This is a genomic window from Actinosynnema sp. NPDC059335, from assembly GCF_042752395.1.
Lineage (GTDB): Bacteria > Actinomycetota > Actinomycetes > Mycobacteriales > Pseudonocardiaceae > Actinosynnema.
The window spans coordinates 84533-101041 of the sequence record NZ_JBHYXZ010000005.1 but is presented as its reverse complement, the minus strand read 5'-3'; the positions used below and the strand labels follow the sequence as shown (position 1 = coordinate 101041).

The 16509-nt window shown below is 74.7% G+C and carries 17 protein-coding genes and 2 riboswitches; of the genes, 9 read left to right on the top strand and 8 right to left on the bottom strand.

Annotated elements, in window-relative coordinates:
* The first annotated feature begins 172 nt into the window (after positions 1–172).
* Positions 173–1336 carry a S1 family peptidase gene (locus ACFXGA_RS02900; RefSeq protein ID WP_378083776.1) on the top strand — a complete coding sequence of 388 codons (1164 nt, stop codon included), beginning with the start codon at positions 173–175 and terminating at the stop codon, positions 1334–1336.
* Between the two features lie 100 nt (positions 1337–1436).
* On the opposite strand, the gene thiE is transcribed toward ACFXGA_RS02900, so the two are convergent.
* Positions 1437–2096 carry a thiamine phosphate synthase gene (thiE, locus tag ACFXGA_RS02895; RefSeq protein WP_378083774.1) on the bottom strand — a complete coding sequence of 220 codons (660 nt, stop codon included), beginning with the start codon at positions 2094–2096 and terminating at the stop codon, positions 1437–1439.
* 43 nt (positions 2097–2139) lie between these two features.
* A riboswitch (TPP riboswitch) is annotated at positions 2140–2251 on the top strand.
* On the opposite strand from thiE, the gene thiO reads away from it, so the two are divergent.
* The 5 genes from thiO to ACFXGA_RS02870 all read left to right on the top strand — a co-directional run bounded on the left by thiO (position 2237) and on the right by ACFXGA_RS02870 (position 5422).
* Positions 2237–3244 (top strand): glycine oxidase ThiO, encoded by a 1008-nt coding sequence (thiO, locus tag ACFXGA_RS02890; RefSeq protein ID WP_378083772.1) that lies wholly within the window; start codon positions 2237–2239, stop codon positions 3242–3244. Its footprint overlaps the riboswitch before it by 15 nt.
* Complete coding sequence (gene thiS, locus ACFXGA_RS02885) at positions 3241–3441, top strand: sulfur carrier protein ThiS (RefSeq protein ID WP_378083770.1); 201 nt, start codon at positions 3241–3243, stop codon at positions 3439–3441. The genes thiO and thiS overlap by 4 nt, the downstream gene beginning before the upstream one ends.
* Position 3442: 1 nt before the next feature.
* A complete protein-coding gene (locus ACFXGA_RS02880; protein ID WP_378083768.1) occupies positions 3443–4198 on the top strand; it encodes a thiazole synthase in 756 nt (251 codons plus the stop codon).
* Positions 4199–4255: 57 nt separating this feature from the next.
* Positions 4256–4687: a MarR family winged helix-turn-helix transcriptional regulator gene (locus ACFXGA_RS02875; protein ID WP_378083766.1), complete on the top strand. Its 432-nt coding sequence runs from the start codon at positions 4256–4258 to the stop codon at positions 4685–4687.
* Between the two features lie 336 nt (positions 4688–5023).
* Complete coding sequence (locus ACFXGA_RS02870; protein ID WP_378083765.1) at positions 5024–5422, top strand: hypothetical protein; 399 nt, start codon at positions 5024–5026, stop codon at positions 5420–5422.
* Between the two features lie 4 nt (positions 5423–5426).
* Here ACFXGA_RS02870 and ACFXGA_RS02865 read toward each other — a convergent pair whose 3' ends face one another.
* The 5 genes from ACFXGA_RS02865 to thiC all read right to left on the bottom strand — a co-directional run bounded on the left by ACFXGA_RS02865 (position 5427) and on the right by thiC (position 11534).
* Positions 5427–6116, bottom strand: coding sequence for a DUF4241 domain-containing protein (locus ACFXGA_RS02865; RefSeq protein WP_378083763.1), 690 nt, complete (start codon positions 6114–6116; stop codon positions 5427–5429).
* Between the two features lies 1 nt (position 6117).
* Positions 6118–6663: a VanZ family protein gene (locus tag ACFXGA_RS02860; RefSeq protein WP_378083761.1), complete on the bottom strand. Its 546-nt coding sequence runs from the start codon at positions 6661–6663 to the stop codon at positions 6118–6120.
* Positions 6664–6697: 34 nt separating this feature from the next.
* The gene (locus ACFXGA_RS02855; protein WP_378083760.1) at positions 6698–8806 is read right to left on the bottom strand and encodes an ATP-binding protein; all 2109 of its coding nucleotides are present in this window, start codon (positions 8804–8806) and stop codon (positions 6698–6700) included.
* Between the two features lie 261 nt (positions 8807–9067).
* Entirely contained in the window at positions 9068–9871 is an 804-nt protein-coding gene (gene thiD / locus ACFXGA_RS02850) for a bifunctional hydroxymethylpyrimidine kinase/phosphomethylpyrimidine kinase (protein ID WP_378083758.1), read from the bottom strand.
* 13 nt (positions 9872–9884) lie between these two features.
* Entirely contained in the window at positions 9885–11534 is a 1650-nt protein-coding gene (gene thiC, locus ACFXGA_RS02845; RefSeq protein WP_378083757.1) for a phosphomethylpyrimidine synthase ThiC, read from the bottom strand.
* A riboswitch (TPP riboswitch) is annotated at positions 11525–11652 on the bottom strand. It overlaps the preceding gene by 10 nt.
* Positions 11653–11756: 104 nt before the next feature.
* Here thiC and ACFXGA_RS02840 point away from each other — a divergent pair.
* Entirely contained in the window at positions 11757–12521 is a 765-nt protein-coding gene (locus ACFXGA_RS02840; RefSeq protein ID WP_378083756.1) for a hypothetical protein, read from the top strand.
* On the opposite strand, the gene ACFXGA_RS02835 is transcribed toward ACFXGA_RS02840, so the two are convergent.
* Positions 12518–13102 (bottom strand): peptide deformylase, encoded by a 585-nt coding sequence (locus ACFXGA_RS02835; RefSeq protein WP_378083755.1) that lies wholly within the window; start codon positions 13100–13102, stop codon positions 12518–12520. The genes ACFXGA_RS02840 and ACFXGA_RS02835 overlap by 4 nt on opposite strands.
* Before the next feature lie 111 nt (positions 13103–13213).
* Between ACFXGA_RS02835 and ACFXGA_RS02830 the strand changes: the two genes are divergently transcribed.
* Entirely contained in the window at positions 13214–13510 is a 297-nt protein-coding gene (locus ACFXGA_RS02830; protein ID WP_053715184.1) for a DUF3263 domain-containing protein, read from the top strand.
* Positions 13507–14139: a LytR C-terminal domain-containing protein gene (locus ACFXGA_RS02825; protein ID WP_378083753.1), complete on the top strand. Its 633-nt coding sequence runs from the start codon at positions 13507–13509 to the stop codon at positions 14137–14139. Before ACFXGA_RS02830 ends, ACFXGA_RS02825 begins: the two co-directional genes overlap by 4 nt.
* A gap of 75 nt (positions 14140–14214) precedes the next feature.
* Here ACFXGA_RS02825 and ACFXGA_RS02820 read toward each other — a convergent pair whose 3' ends face one another.
* Positions 14215–16509: an AAA family ATPase gene (locus ACFXGA_RS02820; RefSeq protein WP_378083751.1), complete on the bottom strand. Its 2295-nt coding sequence runs from the start codon at positions 16507–16509 to the stop codon at positions 14215–14217.

The window sequence follows — 16509 nt, the reverse complement described above, 5'->3', positions numbered from 1 at the left end:
CTCACCGCGTGCGACCGCGGTCCGGGAGGCACGAGCGACGAACCGGGCGAGAGAAAAAGGGGTGGGGCGACCCCTGCCGCCGCCCCACCACCCGTCCCCCTAGAGCCCCCGAGAGCGGTCCCTGCAACCAGGCTCTCGGGTTCCCTGCACCCGAAGATGAGGGAGACGCCTAATGAACCGCACGAGTGCGGTCCGCCTTGCCACGGCCGTCCTGCTGGCCACGAGCACGGCTACAGCTCTCAGCGTACCGGCCTTCGCGGCGCCCGCCGCGCCCAATGGCACAAGCCCGGCCGACACGGAGAGCTACCCCGCCGAGTTGCTCCAAGCGGCGCAACGCGACCTCGGCCTGACCGCCGAACAGGTCACCGCCCGTTTGGCGAGCGACACCCGCGCGGGTGAGGTCGAGGCGGCCGCGAAGGCCGCCGTCGGCGCCGCCTACGCGGGTTCGTGGATCAACCAGGCGACCGGCAAGCTGGTCGTCGCGGTGGCGGACCCGGCGAAGGCGGGCGCGGCGAAGGCCGCGGGCGCCGACGCCAAGTACGTCGCCTTCTCCCACCGGCAGCTCACCGGCGCGAAGTCGGCGCTCGACGGCATGTCGGCGCCGAAGTCGATCACCGGCTGGCGGGTCGACGACCAGACCAACTCGGTCGTGGTCGAGGTGAACCGCTTCCAGCGCGACGCGGCGGCGGAGTCGTTCCTGGCGGCGGCCAAGTCGGTCAGCCCGGCGGTCCGGGTGGTCGAGGTCGACGAGTCGCCGACGCCGCTGTACGACACCCGCGGCGGTGACGCCTACTACATCGGCAGCGGCCGGTGCTCGGTGGGCTTCGCGGTCGCCGGCGGGTTCGTGACCGCGGGCCACTGCGGCCGCACGGGCAACGCGACGACCGGCTTCAACCGCGTCTCGCAGGGCACCTTCGCGGGCTCGTCCTTCCCGGGCAACGACTACGCCTGGGTGCGGACGAACACGAGCTGGACCTCCCGCCCGTGGGTCAACCGCTACAACGGCTCCAACGTCACCGTGACCGGCTCGTCCGAGGCGGCGGTCGGCGCGGCGATCTGCCGTTCCGGCTCCACCACCGGCTGGCGCTGCGGCACCGTCCAGGCCAAGAACCAGACGGTGAACTACGCGCAGGGCTCGGTGTCGGGCCTGACCCGCACCAACGCCTGCGCCGAGCCCGGTGACTCGGGCGGTTCGTGGGTGGCCGGCTCGAACTACAGCCAGGCCCAGGGCGTGACCTCCGGCGGTTCGGGCAACTGCACCTCCGGCGGCATCGTCTACTTCCAGCCCGTCAACGAGATCCTCAGCGCCTACGGGCTCAGCCTGACCCGCGGCTGACGTCGCGGCGCCGCGCGGCCGTCCCTTCCCCTGCGGGCCGCGCACCGCTCGGGCGACGCCCCCGGACCACCCGGTCCGGGGGCGTTCCGCGTCCCGGGGGTCACGCCGACGACCGCGCGCCCTCCAGCCGACGCGCGAACCACTCCGCGGCGGCGCGGGGGTCTTCGGCCTCGGTGACGGCGCGCACGACGACGACCCGTTCCGCGCCCGCCGCCAGCACCTCGGGCAGCCGGTCCCGGTCGATGCCGCCGATCGCGAACCACGGCCGGTCGGTCGTGCCCGCCGTGGCCCGCACCAGGTCCAGGCCCGGCGCGGGACGGCCCGGCTTGGTCGGCGTCGGCCAGCACGGCCCGGTGCAGAAGTAGTCCACGCCCGGTTCCCCGGCCGCCGCCCGCGCCTGCGCGACGTCGTGCGTGGACCGGCCGATCACCACGTCGTCGCCGACGACGCGGCGGGCGAGCGGCACCGGCAGGTCGTCCTGCCCGAGGTGCAGCACGTCGGCGTCCACGGCCAGCGCCACGTCCGCCCGGTCGTTGACCGCGAGCAGCGCGCCGTGCCGCGCGCACGCCTCGGCGAGCACCTCCAGCGCGGCGATCTCCTGCTTCGCCTCGATGCCCTTGTCCCGCAGCTGCACGACGTCCACGCCGCCCGCGAGCGCGGCGTCCGCGAACTCGGCGAGGTCGGGGCGCGTGGGCGTGCAGAGGTAGAGCCGTGCGTCGGCGAGCCGCCGCCTGATCCGCGTTCCGTCGAGTCCTGGCACGGCGGCACGGTAACCGCCGCGCCGCCGCGTGCGCTACGGTGGACGCGGTCCGCACGGGAGCCTGGAACAGACCGGGCTGAGAGGGAGCGTGGTCCGCTCCGACCGTCGAACCTGATCCGGGTCATGCCGGCGCAGGGAGCGTGAGTGCCTTGGCAATGCGAGTGACCGTCCTCGGCGGTGGCGTCATCGGCCTGTCCGCGGCCTGGTACGCGGCCCGCGCCGGCTACACCGTCGAACTGGTCGACCGCGCCTCCCCGCACGGCGGCTCGTGGGTGGCGGGCGGGATGCTCGCGCCGATCACCGAGGCGTGGCCGGGCGACGAGGAGGTCCTCGCGCTCGGCGTCGAGTCGCTGGAGCTGTGGCCGGAGTTCGCCCGCGAGCTGGGCGTCGCGCTGAGCCCGGCGGGGACGCTGGCGGTCGCGGTGGACGGGGCCGACGTCGAGGTGCTGGACCAGCTGCGCGCCCACCTGGACCGGCTGGGCCGGCCGGTGTCCCGGCTGACGGGGCGCGAGCTGCGGGCGCTGGAGCCCGGTCTCGGCCCGGTCCGCAGTGGACTGTCCGTGCCGGGCGACGTCGCCGTGGACAACCGGGCGCTGCTGCGCGCGCTGCGGGAAGCCTGTGCCGCCAACGGTGTCGTGTTCGCCGCCGAGCCGGGCGCGGAGCGCGACGTGACGGTGATCGCGGCCGGCGCGTGGAGCCGCGACCTGCACCCGGCGCTGCGGACGGTGATCCGGCCGGTGAAGGGCGAGATCCTGCGGCTGGCCGCGCGGCCCGGCGCGTTGCCGCCGCCCCGGCACACGATCCGCGCCCACGTGTCCGGCCGCCCCGTCTACCTCGTGCCCCGCGAGGACGGGTTCGTGCTCGGCGCGACCCAGTACGAGGCCGGTTTCGACGGCGACGTGACCGTCGGCGGCGTGCGGGACCTGCTGCGCGACGCCGAGGTGGTGTGGCCGGGCATCGCCGAGTACGCGCTGGTCGAGGCCGCCGCCGGGTTCCGCGCGGGCAGCCCCGACAACGCGCCCGTCATCCGCCTGCTGGAACCGGGCGTGGTGGCCGCCACCGGCCACCACCGCAACGGCCTGCTCCTCGCGCCCGTCACCGCCCGGCGGGTGCTCGCCCTGCTCCGCGAAGGAGGAAACAGTCGGTGAAGGCGCACGTGAACGGTGTGGAGCGGGAACTGGCCGACGGGTCGACCGTCGCCACCGTGCTCGCGCTGCTCGACGCCCCGCCGCGCGGTGTCGCGGTCGCCCTGGACGGCGAGGTCGTGCCGCGCGCGGCGTGGGCGACGACGGCGGTGCGCGACGGGGCCGCGGTCGAGGTGCTGACCGCCGTGCAGGGAGGCTGACGTGGACGACCCCTTGGTGATCGCCGGGCGCGAGTTCGGGTCGCGGCTCGTCATGGGCACCGGCGGCGCGGCGAACCTGTCGGTGCTGGAACGCGCCCTGGTGGCGTCCGGGACGGAGCTGACGACGGTCGCGATGCGCCGCCTGGACGCGTCCGGCGGGGGAGTGCTGGACCTGCTGGCCCGGCTGGGGATCGCGGCGCTGCCCAACACGGCCGGCTGCCGCACCGCCGCCGAGGCCGTGCTCACCGCGCGGCTGGCGCGGGAGGCGTTGGAGACGAACTGGGTGAAGCTGGAGGTCGTGGCCGACGACCGGACCCTGCTGCCCGACCCGGTGGAGCTGCTGGACGCGGCCGAGAGGCTGGTCGACGACGGGTTCGTGGTGCTGCCCTACACCTCCGACGACCCGGTGCTCGCGCTGCGGCTGGAGCAGGTGGGGTGCGCCGCCGTGATGCCGCTGGGCTCGCCGATCGGGACGGGGCTCGGCATCCGCAACCCGCACAACATCGAGCTGATCGTGGCGCGGGCGTCCGTGCCGGTGGTGCTGGACGCGGGGGTCGGCACGGCGTCGGACGCGGCGCTGGCGATGGAGCTGGGCTGCTCGGCCGTGCTGCTGGCGACCGCCGTGACCCGGGCGCAGGACCCCGAGCGGATGGCGGCGGCCATGCGGGCGGGCGTGGAGGCCGGTCGGCTGGCCCGGTTGGCGGGGCGGATCCCGAAGCGGTTCTGGGCGCACGCGTCGAGTCCCGCGGTGGGGTGATTGCCCGGCACGGCATGATGGACGCTCATCCTGTCCGTCTGCCCGAGGAGGAGTGCCGTGACGGCCGACCAGGTCGAGGACGCCACCGCCCGGCTGTACCTCGCGATCGGCAGGCTATCCCGGTTGCTGCGGCGCACCGGCTCGCCCGGTCTCGGACCGGGCGCGGTGTCGGCATTGGCCACGTTGGCGCGGTGCGGCCCCATGCGGCTGGGCGACCTGGCCGCGAAGGAGGGCGTCGCGCCGCCCACCCTGTCGCGGATCGTGGCGGCCCTGGTGGAGGCGCGGTACGTGCGGCGGGAGCCGGACCCGCAGGACGGGCGGGCCTGGCTGGCGACGCCGACGCCGGAGGGCGTGACGATGGTGTCGGGCGTGCGGTCGGCGCGGGTGCGGGAGTTGCAGAGGCGGATCGAGCAGCTGGCCCCGGAGCACCGCGACGCGCTGGTGAACGCCCTGCCGGCGTTGGAGGAACTGGTCGGCGAGACCGCCTGACGGCGGCGCGCGAGCACGACGACCACCCGGCCGCCGGGGTCGCGGGCGGAGGACCGCCGCAGCCCCCGTTCCCCGTCCGGCACGGGGGTGCACGATCTGCGTCCCGCTCACCCGGATCGGGCCGTGGAACCCGCGGCTCTCGCGCGGTGTTCGAGGGGGACGTCGGGCACGACGGTCATCGACTGCGCCCGGCGGATCGGGCGTCCCTGTCCGGGTGGCGCCGCCGGGTTCGACGAGGTGAGCGCCGTCGGGGCGGCGGAATTGTCGGTTCCCGGTGGCAGAATGAAGAACAGGGGGCCGCGTCACGCCGGGGGCGTCCCCGGCCGGCTCCCAGCGGTGCCTGCCGAAGAACAGCTCCGGGTCGCCGCCCTGCTCAAAGCCGTCCTGGACGAGTTCGACGCCCGTTCCGCCGCACGCGTGTCCGAGCACGCCGACCGGGGCGTCGACGGGCTCAAGGCCGCGCTGCTGTCCGACGCCGAGCACACGATGGCGCACCGCGGCCTGGCCACGCCGCACGTCGTCCTCCAGGCCGAGCACCTCGCGGGCGACGGCGAGGTCCGCGCCCGGTTCGTGGCCCGCAACCGCGCCCTGCGGCACGCGTTCGCCGAGCGCCTGGGCCCCGACCGGGCGACCGAACTGCTCGCGTTCCCCGAGGGCGCGCTCACCCTGTGGCTGCTGGACCCCGAGACGGTCGACCTGCGCGCCCCGTACGAGGGCTACCTGCGGCGGCTGTGAACCGTCACGGCCGCGGCGTGGCGCCGTGCAGCACGAACGTGTCGACCACGAAGCACGTCACCCCGCCGTCCGCGGCGCGGCCGATCCACGTCGGGTACGACCCGTCACCCCACCCGCTGGTGAACGCGACCAGCCCGTGTCCGGTGGACGGGTCCCGCATCGGCGCCGCGTGGGCCTCGAACACGCCGTCGTAGGCGGTGTCGTGGTTGTCGTCCAGCCACGCGCCCAGCGCGGCGGCCGCGTCGGCGTCCACGAAGCACGCCGTGCCGGTGTCCACGCCGAACCCGTAGAACTCGTCCTCGCCCAGGTCCGCCACGTCCTGCCCGGCCACCACCGCCAACTCCCACGACACCGCGGGCTCGCGCGTGACGACCAGGCGCGCCGCCGCCACCCGCAGGTGCTCCGGGTCGTCCGCGAACCGCGCCGGCGCCACCTCCACGGGGTACTCGCCGGGCTCGACGCCGACGGTGAACGGCTCGGCTTCGGAGTCGAGGTGCCCCGGGTCGGCGACGACCAGCCGCCCGCTGCCCAGCCGCACCGCGCCCGCCTCGCGCACCTCGGTGACCACGGCCCCCGGCCGGGGCAGCTCCCACCTCACCCCGGCCCGGAACACCAGGTCGGCGTGCCGGGGCACGGCGGGCAGCGGGCGGTCGGCGGCGGCTTCGGCGGTCGCGTCGGAGATCGTGCGGTGCACCCTACAGGCGACCACCGACAGTCAGCCGCCGTCGCGCGGGACCGCCCGCGGCGACCGTGAACGGCCACGCCACCAGCACCGCCAGCAACGCGCCCACCGTGTTGTTGAGGAAGTCCTGCGCCTCGCACACCCCGATCCCCGTCACGGCCTGCACGAACTCCACCGCGCCGCTGAACGCCGCCGCGACCGCGAGCACCGTGAACGGCCGCCGGGTGGCCAGCGCGGCGAAGAACGCGAACGGCACGAGCATCACCAGGTTCAGCCGCGCCAGCGACCCGACCAGCGAGAACTCGTTCGCCACGCACACCCCGACCGGGTCGGTCGTGACGATCGACAGCGACCCGCCCGGCCGCGCCAGGGTCACCGCCAGCGCGAGCGCCAACCCGCACCCGGCCAGCACCGACGGCGCCACCGGCCACCCCCGCCACCGCGCCACCACCAGCCCGACCGCGCCCAGCAGCACCGAGCCGCCGAACAACGCCGCGACCGCCTCGGGTTGGCCCAGCACCAGCTCGGCCACGTACGCGTCCCGTCCCCAAGCGCTCATGCCCTACAAGACGCGCGAGCCCCTCGCGGGTGGCTCAGCGCGTCGCCGGCGCCCGACACGCGTCGAGCCCGCGGAGCTGCCGCAGGACGAGTTCGGCCTCCGACGCGCGGCCCAGGCGGCGGTACAGCTCCACGGCGTACCGCCAGACCGCGCGGGCCCGGTGGTGCTGCCCGAGGGCCGCGAGGGGGTGGCCGAGGCGGTTGAGGGTTTCGGCGGCTTCGACGGGGTCGCCGAGGGCGCGGAACAGCGCGAGGGCCCGCCGGTAGTGGTGGACGGCCCGGTGGTGGTCCCCGGTCCGGTGGGCGATGTAACCGAGGCTGTCGTGGGTGGCGGCCTCGCCGTCGGGGTCGTGGTGGCGTCGGAACACCTCGAGGGCCTGCCCGCACTGGACGCGCCCGCCGGCGTGGTCGCCCAGCCGGGCGCGGTACCAGCCCATCTGGTTGAGCGCGCGGGCCTGCCACACCGGGTGGGCCGCGACCCGGTCGAGGTCGAACGCCCGGGACGCGTGCTCCAAGGCCCTCCGGTCGTCCCCGCGCAGCTCCCACACCCACGCGAGGTAGTGGTGGGTCGCGGCCTGCTGGACGAGGTCGTGGTGGTGCTCGGCCAGCGCCAGGGCGTGGCGCAGGTGCGCGAGACCCGACTCGTGCCGCCCGAGGGCGGCGTGGGCGCGTCCGAGGCGCCGGTGCGCGAGGGCGCGGGCGGCCGGGTCGCGCAGGTGGTCGGCGGCGTGGACGGCGGCCCGGTACACGGCCAACTCGTCGACGCGGTGCCCGCGGCGCCAGTGGAACGTGTGCAGCGCCCACGCCAGGTGCCAGACGGCCTGGTGGCGGTGGCGGGCGGCGGAGAGCAGCTGGGCGGCCAGCAGGTGCGGGTGGTGCGCGTCCAGCCAGGCCAGCGCGGAGGCGCGGTCCGGCAGCGACCGGACCTGGCAGCCGGGCGCGGGCGGGTCGACCCGGATCGGCTCCCGGTACGGGTACAGCAGGTGGTCGGCGGCGTGGGCGGTGTGCCGGTAGTGGTCCACCACCCGGTCCAGCGCCGCCCGCCGCACCGGTTCGGGGACGTCGGCGCAGGCGGTGGTCGCGGCGTAGGCGCGGACCAGGTCGTGCATCCGGTAGCGGCCGTGCGCCTGCCGGTCGAGCAGCGACGCCTCCGCCAACGCGCCCAGCACCGCGCGCGCCTCCCGCGCGGGCAGGCCCGTCAGGGACGCGGCCGCGGGCAGGTCCACGTCCGGCCCCGGAGCCAGCCCCAGCAGCGCGAACGCCTCCCGTTGGCGGTCGGTGAGGTGCCGCAGGGACCAGGACAGCACGGCGGGCAGGCTGGCGGCGGGGTCGGTGTGGTGGTCGAGCATCTCCAGGCCCAGCTCCCGCAGCTCGACCGCCAACTCGGCCAGCGGAACCGCCGGCCGCGCCGCGGCGTGCCGGGCCATGATCGCCAGCGCCAGCGGGTGGCGACCGCACAGCCCGACCAGGTCGTCGGTCGCCTCCGGGGCGGGCGCGACCCGCGGCACGCCCAAACGTCGGGTCAACAGGTCACGGGCCTCCTCCCGGCCCGGCACACCCAGCGGCACGTGCCGCGCGCCGCACCGGTCGATCAGCGACGACAGCACGGTCCGGCCCGTGACCAGCACCGTGCACGTCGGGCTGCCCGGCAGCAGCGGCACGACCTGTTCGGCGGTGGCCGCGTTGTCCAGCACGACCAGCATCCGCCTGCCCGCGACCAGACCCCGGTACAGCGCCGCCAGGGCGTCCAGGTCGGGCGGGAGCGCGCCGGGGTCCACGCCCAGGGCGCCGAGGAACCCGCGCACCGCGTCCACCGGCCCGGTCGGCCGCCCCGCCGGGCTGAACCCGTTCAGGTCGACGAACAGCTGACCGTCCGGGAACCGGTCGAGGTTGCGGTGCGCCCACACCAGCGCCAGGCACGTCTTGCCGATGCCGCCCACGCCCGCGATCGCCGACACGGTGCCCGCGGCGTCGTCCAACGCGGCCAGCTCCGCCGCCCGACCGACGAACGCCGCGGGCACGGCCGGCAGTTGCCGCGGCGTCGCGGCCGCGGGCCGTACCGGCGCGGCGTGCAGGTGCACACCGCCGTGCACCACACCGGCCTGCACCACGCCGCCCAACCGGCCCGTCACCGTGTTGCGCACACCGGGCGGTGCCACCCGGATCGGACCGGCTCCGCGGCCCACACCGGCCACCGGTTCGTCGACCTCCACTGGACCGCCCCCTCGACCACCCGTGTTCGGATTCCCGACCACAGGGTGACGAATCGGACGTGCTCACCGAACCCTTCGACGATCGACAACCGGCGACGGCGACGCGGTCCCCCTCCGCCGCCGGGCCGCGAACGGCGACGGGGCGGGGCGGCGACGGGGCGGGGCGGCGACGACCACCCCGCCCCGCCGGCGTCACCCCTCCAGCCGCCACAGCGGCGACACCGGGCCCACCCCGCCGCCCAACGGGTACGCGGCGGCCACCGACCGGACCACGAAGTCCTTGCCGAACCGCACCGCCGTCGGCACGTCCGCGCCCCGCGCGAGCTGCGACGCGATCGCCGACGCCAGCGTGTCCCCGCTGCCGTGGGTGTCCTTCACGTCGTAGCGCGGCCCGAGCAGCTCGACGAACCGCTCGCCGTCGAACAGCACGTCCAGGCACTCCGGGTCGTCCCACAGGTGCCCGCCCTTGACCAGCACCCACCGCGGGCCCATCGCGTGCAGCGCCTCGGCCGCCTTGCGCTGGTCGGCGCGGCTGCGCACGTCGATGCCGGTCAGCAGCCGCACCTCGTCCAGGTTCGGCGTCACCAGCGTCGCCCGCGGGAACAGCAGCGACCGCACCGCGTCCAGCGCGTCGTCGGCCAGCAGCTGGTGCCCGTGCATCGACGCGGCCACCGGGTCCACCACGAACGGCCCGACGTCGACCCGGTCCACCGCCGCCGCGACCGCCTCGATGATCGCCGCCGACGCCAGCATCCCGGTCTTCGCCGCGTCCACCCCGATGTCCGTCGCCACCGCCTCGATCTGCGCGGCCACCACGTCCGGCGGGATCTCCGTGTACCCGGTGACGCCCAGCGAGTTCTGCACGGTCACCGCCGTCACCGCCGTCATCCCGTGCACCCCGCACGCGAACAACGTCCTCAGGTCCGCCTGCAGGCCCGCGCCACCGCCCGAGTCCGACCCGGCGATGGTCAGCACCTTCGGCGGCGCGACCGCCATCAGCGCACCCCCATCAGTCCACCACCGGCAGGTACACCTTGGCGCCCCGGTCGGTGAACTCGTGCGACTTCTCCGCCATGCCCGCCTCGATCGCCTCCACCGTCGACAGCCCGCGCTCCTCCGCGAACCGCCGCACGTCCTGGGTGATCTTCATCGAGCAGAACTTCGGCCCGCACATCGAGCAGAAGTGCGCCGTCTTCGCCGGCGCCGCGGGCAGCGTCTCGTCGTGGAACGACCGCGCCGTGTCCGGGTCCAGCGACAGGTTGAACTGGTCCTCCCACCGGAACTCGAACCGGGCCTTCGACAACGCGTCGTCCCGCTCCTGCGCCCCCGGGTGCCCCTTGGCCAGGTCCGCCGAGTGCGCCGCGATCTTGTACGTGATCACGCCCGTCTTCACGTCGTCCCGGTTGGGCAGCCCCAGGTGCTCCTTCGGGGTGACGTAGCACAGCATCGCCGTGCCCAGCCACCCGATCTGCGCCGCCCCGATCGCCGAGGTGATGTGGTCGTACGCGGGCGCGATGTCCGTGGCCAGCGGCCCGAGGGTGTAGAACGGAGCCTCCCCGCACCACTCCTCCTCCAGCCGCACGTTCTCCGCGATCTTGTGCATCGGCACGTGACCCGGCCCCTCGATCATCACCTGCACGTCCTTCGCCCGCGCGACGTGCGTCAGCTCGCCCAACGTCCGCAGCTCCGCGAACTGCGCCTCGTCGTTCGCGTCCGCGATCGAACCCGGCCGCAGCCCGTCACCCAGCGAGAACGTGACGTCGTACGCCCGCAGGATGTCGCACAGCTCCTCGAAGTGCGTGTACAGGAAGCTCTCCTTGTGGTGCGCCAGGCACCACGCGGCCATGATCGACCCGCCCCGCGACACGATGCCCGTCACCCGCCTGGCCGTCAGCGGCACGTACCGCAGCAGCACCCCCGCGTGCACCGTCATGTAGTCCACGCCCTGCTCGGCCTGCTCGACGACGGTGTCCCGGTACACCTCCCACGACAGCTTCGCCGGGTCGCCGTCCACCTTCTCCAACGCCTGGTAGATCGGCACCGTCCCGACCGGCACCGGCGAGTTCCGCATGATCCACTCGCGGGTCTCGTGGATCCGCTTCCCCGTCGACAAATCCATGATCGTGTCGGCGCCCCACCGCGACGCCCACACCATCTTCTCCACCTCCTCCTCGATCGAGGAGGTCACCGCCGAGTTCCCGATGTTCGCGTTGACCTTCACCAGGAACTTCTTCCCGATGATCATCGGCTCGGCCTCCGGGTGGTTCCGGTTGAGCGGGATGACCGCCCGACCGATCGCCACCTCGTCCCGGACGAACTCCGGGCTCAGGTTCTCGCGCGCCGCCACGAACCGCATCTCCGGCGTGATGACCCCCGCCTTCGCGTACGCCAGCTGGGTCACCGCCCCGTCGACCGGCTCCCGCCGCGCGATCCACTCCGCACGCACCCTCGGAAGTCCACTGTGGACGTCGATGGTCGCGCTCTCGTCGGTATACGGACCGGAAGTGTCGTACAGGTCGACGTGCTCGCCGTTGGTCAGCTCCACCCTGCGGAACGGGACCCGCACGCCGTCGCCCACCTCGCGGTAGACCTTGCGCGAACCCGAGATCGGTCCCGTGGTGACACTGGGCTTGACCGAACGGTCGTCAAGAGCCGTCACGACATTCCTCCCTACGCCGGCATTACCCGGTCAGGTTCAGGCGGTCGGCGGCGCCGGGGCCCTCACACCCCAGCCGCCCTCTCAGCCCGCTGTGGCGCGAGCTCCCGCGTGTGTTGAGTTTTCGCACTGCGTTCGAGCAGTCGGCCCGACCATAGCCACGGCCAGGTGCCGATGCCAAGGTGCGGATGCCGAAGACCACCGGTTGCGCGTACCTTTCACCGCGTGGCTGATCACCGGCCGTTCCCGCCCGGCGCCCGGCGCGTGGCCCGCCCCGCCGCCGTCTCGCCCTGCCCGTCCTGCGGCGACCTGGCGGGCCGCGGCTACCCCGCCTGCCGCTTCTGCGCCGAGCTGGTCGACCAGTACTGGCTGCTCGACTGGCAGGAGCTGCTCGCCGCCGAACAACTCGCCGAAGGCGGCGCCGGCGAGCGCGAACTCGCCGAGCTGGTCCTCGCCGACGAGGTCGGCCGCCACCCCTGGACCTGCACCGACTGGGCGATGACCCTCGTCACCTGCTCCCAGTGCGGCGAGGAACTCGCCACCGGCCCCGCCGACTGCGTCCGCTGCGCCATGGCCGACGCCCTCCGCTGGTCGTGGGACCACGCCGGCTACCCGACCGCGATCACCGCCGCCGAACACGCCCTCCGCGTCGCCCGGGCCGCCCTGCGCGCCCCCCACCGCGGCCGCCCCGCCACCGTCGCCGCCTGGCGGCTCCTCCTGCCGTTCCTGCTGGTCGGAGAGCTGCCGACGGCCGGCCAGATGCGCCGCATCCGGGCCGCCGTGCTCGCCGGCGCCTACACCGACCTGGCCCGCTGCCCCACCCACCGCGAACTCGCGTCCTACCCCGAGCTGCCCTGGCGACGCCCCGAACGACCGCCCCGCGCCGACCACCCCGCGCCGCACCGCGCCCACGACCGGCGCGACCCGTCCCACCGCGCGCCCGCGGGCGGGACGAGGCCGGGCCCGCCCTGGTCCTCGTCGTCGCCCTAGTCCTCGTCGTCGTCCGCGAACGGGTCCTCCGACGTCGCCGGGTCCCACGACAACCCCGGCACACCCCACCCGTTCGCGCGCAGCATCCTCTTCGCCGCCCGCTTGTGCCGCCCCACCAGCCGGTCCAGGTAGATGACCCCGTCCAGGTGATCGGTCTCGTGCTGCAGGCACCGCGCGAAGAACCCGGTGCCCTCCACCTCCACGGGCTTGCCGTCCCCGTCGAACCCGGTCACCTTCGCCCACGGCGCCCGCCCCGTCGGGTACGACTCGCCCGGCGCCGACAGGCACCCCTCGAAGTCGTCGTCCGGGTCCGGCATCCCCAACGGCACCTCCGACGTCTCCAACGTCGGGTTCACCACCACACCGCGATGGCGCACACCCTCGTCGTCCGGGCAGTCGTAGACGAACAACCGCAGGTCGATCCCGATCTGGTTCGCCGCGAGCCCCACACCCCGCGCCGCCGCCATCGTCTCGTGCATGTCCTCGATCAACGTGCGCAACGACTCGTCGAACACCTCGACCGGACGGGTCGGGCGGTGCAGGACGGGATCTCCGGCGATCCGGATCGGGTGAACTGCCATGGCGTGCAGCCTAACGGCGCGCCACGGCGGACGCGCCGACCGATGAGCCCACCCACACCAAGATCACGTGATGTAATGGCACCCACGCACGGGACACGGCTGAGGAGCCAGATGGACGCCGCAGAGGCACTGGCGCCGGCGGAGGGGCCGGACGACGGTTTGAACGACCGGGAACGCGAGATCCTGGCCTTCGAACGCCAGTGGTGGAAGTACGCGGGTGCGAAGGAACAGGCCGTCAAGGAGCTGTTCGACATGTCCGCGACGCGCTACTACCAGCTGCTCAACGCGTTGATCGAGAAAGAAGAGGCGTTGGCCGCCGATCCGATGTTGATCAAGAGACTGCGCCGGTCCCGCTCCGGCAGGCAACGCGCCCGCGCGGCCAAGAGGCTGGGCGTCGAGCGCCGATGACGAACCCCGAACAGCCGGCGGGCCCCGCCCACCCGGCCCGCGCCGCGGGCTACGCCCTGCTCGGCGTGGCCGTCATCGCCCTGGTCATCGGCCTGGTCAGCCTCGTCACCGGCGGCCCCGACGACACCCCGCCCGCCGCCCAGACCACCCCGCCCTCGGCCACCTCCGACACCCCGGACGGCTCACCGACCGCCCCCTCGGAGACCACCCCCGCGCCGACCACCCCGCCGTCGGACACCACACCGGCCACGACCGCCCCCACCACGACCGCCGCCCCCGGCGGCACCACCGCGAACGTCCCCCCGCCGCCCGTCGACACCGTCCCCAAGCCGCCGGTGCGCGTCTACAACAACAGCACCACCCAGGGCCTGGCCGCCCGCGCCCAGGCCGACGTCGAACAAGCCGGGTGGCAGGTCGCCGAGAGGGGCAACTACTCCCAGGGCACCATCCCCACCACCACCGTCTACTTCCGCCCCGGCACCGACGAGGAACCCTCCGCCCGCGAACTCGCCACCGTCCTCGGCGCCCGCGTGGAACCCCGGTTCGACGGCATCCAGGCCGCGCACCCCGGCATCATCGTGATCGTCACCAACGACTACCGGGGCCCGACCGCCAAGAAGGCATCCTGACCCGGCGTCCCGACCCGGCCTCCCGCCCCCGACCGGCGTGCCGTCGCCCAGCCCGGCCACCGCCGCCCCGACGCCTCACCGCTCCCGCGACTCCGCGTAAGCGGCCAGGGACGCCAGCTGCGCCGGGTCCAACGACGGCCGCACCCGCTCCCGCGCCGACGCCAGGTGCGCGCCCGTCACCTCCGACGCCGACAACGACTCCCGCATCGCCGTCAACGCCGCCTCCCGGATCAACGCCGCGCAGTCCGCCGCCGAATACCCGTCCAACTCGGCCGCCAACGCACCCAGGTCCACGTCCGACCCCAACGGCGTGTTCCGCGCCGACGCCCGCAGGATCTCCGCCCGCGCCTCCGCGTCCGGCGGCGGAACGTACACCAACCGCTCCAACCGACCCGGCCGCAACAACGCCGGATCCACCAACTCCGGCCGGTTCGTCGCCCCCAGCACGACCACGTCCCGCAACGGCTCGACCCCGTCCAACTCCGTCAACAACGCCGCCACCACCCGGTCCGACACCCCGGAATCCGACGACTGCCCGCGCCGCGGCGCCAACGCGTCCACCTCGTCCAGGAACACCAACGCCGGCGCCGCCTCGGCCGCCCGCCGGAACAACTCCCGCACCGCCCGCTCCGACTCGCCGACGAACTTGTCCATCAGCTCCGCGCCCTTCACCGACAGCACGTTCAACCGCCCCGTGCCCGCCAACGCCCGCACCAGGAACGTCTTGCCGCACCCCGGCGGACCGTACAGCAGCAGACCGCGCGGCGGCGCCACCCCGAGGCGCGCGAACGAATCCGGGTACTGCAACGGCCACAACGCCGACTCCGTCAACGCCTGCTTCACCTCGGCCATGTCACCGACATCGGCCAACGTCAACCCACCCGTCCGCAACGTGTCCGAAGTGGACATCGAAATCGGACGGACGATCTCCAACGCCCCCACCAGGTCCGCCTGCGCCACCCGCGGCTCGTCCGCGTCCCGCTGCCGCAACGCCGCCCGCAACGCCGCCTCCCGCCGCAACGCCACCAGGTCCGCCGCCACGAACCCCGGCGTCCGGTCCGCCACCACGCCGAGGTCCACATCGGACTCCACCGGCACGTCCCGCAACAACACCCTCAGCAACTCGGTGCGCGCCGCGCCGTCCGGCAACGGCAACACCAACTCCCGGTCCACGAGCTCCGGCACCCGCAACCGCGGGTCCACCGCCTCCGGGTGCGCGCTCGTGACCACCAGCGCCACCCCCTCGGGCCGGCGGCGCAACGCGTCCAGCACGACCGTCGCCACCGGCGGCGGCGACGCGGCCGGCAACAACGCCTCCACGTCGGTCACCAACAACACCGCCGGCGCCTGCCCCTGCGCCCGCGCCACCGCGTCCACCACCCGCTGCGCCGCCGCGTTCGCCTCCAACACGGCGATGCTCGGCGCCGCCACCTCGACCACCGTCGCCCCCGCCGCCTGCGCCACGGCCCGCACGAACGTCGCCTTGCCGACCCCCTCGGGCCCGCTCACCTGCGCCGCCAGGCGCGGCGTCGCCCCCAACCGCGCCAACAAATCCGGGTGGCTGAACGTCAGGTCGAACCACTCGGCGAGCCGCTTCGCCGCCTCCTGCTGCCCGACCAGGTCCGCCACCGGCACCGCCGGCACGGCCGCCTCAACCACCTCCGCCGCCGCACCCCCAACCCCCGACGACACCCCCACCTGCGTCAACGCCTGCCCCACAGCCCCGCCCGCCCCGACGCCCACCCCGCCGTCCCCCGACCCGCGACCCGCCCCCGCCGCGCCTCCCGACACCGCCGGCACGTCACCGGTGCGCGCCCCGTCCCGCCACCCGACCACCGTCGACGGCTGCACCGCCACCGGCACCCCGGCCGGCTCCGTCGCGGTGATCGTCAACAGCTCGTTGGTCCACGTCATCCCGATGGCGTTCGCCAACTTCCGCCGCGTGGCGCTCACGTCCGCACCGGGCGGCGGCGCGAGGTCCTGCGGCAGCAGGGACACCGCGTCACCGACCGTCAACACCTTCCCGGTCAACGCCATCCGCAACGTCTCCGGCGTGAGCGACGTGCTGGCCAACCGCGACCCCGCCACGGTCACCGAACGCGCCGCCGCGACGTCCACGGGAGCCACCACCACCTCCGCGCCTTCCACCACGCCGAGGTTCGACAGCGTCACGTCGTCCACCAGCACGACACCGGGCGGCCCGTCACCGGCCGTCGCGGCGGCGAGGGCGGCACTCGCCCTGGCCCCGGTGAGCCGCACCGCGTCCCAGGCCCGCAGCCCGAGCGCGTCCAGCACCTCGGGGTGCAGCCGAACCACCCCGCGACGGGTGTCCAGGGCCGACGGGGACAGGCGGGCGGTCAGCGTGATCAC

Bases quoted from the DNA above. Each gene is read 5' to 3' on its own strand.
- ACFXGA_RS02860 (WP_378083761.1), bottom strand. From the start codon at position 6,663: ATGAGCGCTTGGGGACGGGACGCGTACGTGGCCGAGCTGGTGCTGGGC.
- ACFXGA_RS02835 (WP_378083755.1), bottom strand. From the start codon at position 13,102: ATGGCAGTTCACCCGATCCGGATCGCCGGAGATCCCGTCCTGCACCGC.
- ACFXGA_RS02825 (WP_378083753.1), top strand. From the start codon at position 13,507: ATGACGAACCCCGAACAGCCGGCGGGCCCCGCCCACCCGGCCCGCGCC.
- ACFXGA_RS02830 (WP_053715184.1), top strand. From the start codon at position 13,214: ATGGACGCCGCAGAGGCACTGGCGCCGGCGGAGGGGCCGGACGACGGT.
- thiD (WP_378083758.1), bottom strand. From the start codon at position 9,871: ATGGCGGTCGCGCCGCCGAAGGTGCTGACCATCGCCGGGTCGGACTCG.
- ACFXGA_RS02900 (WP_378083776.1), top strand. From the start codon at position 173: ATGAACCGCACGAGTGCGGTCCGCCTTGCCACGGCCGTCCTGCTGGCC.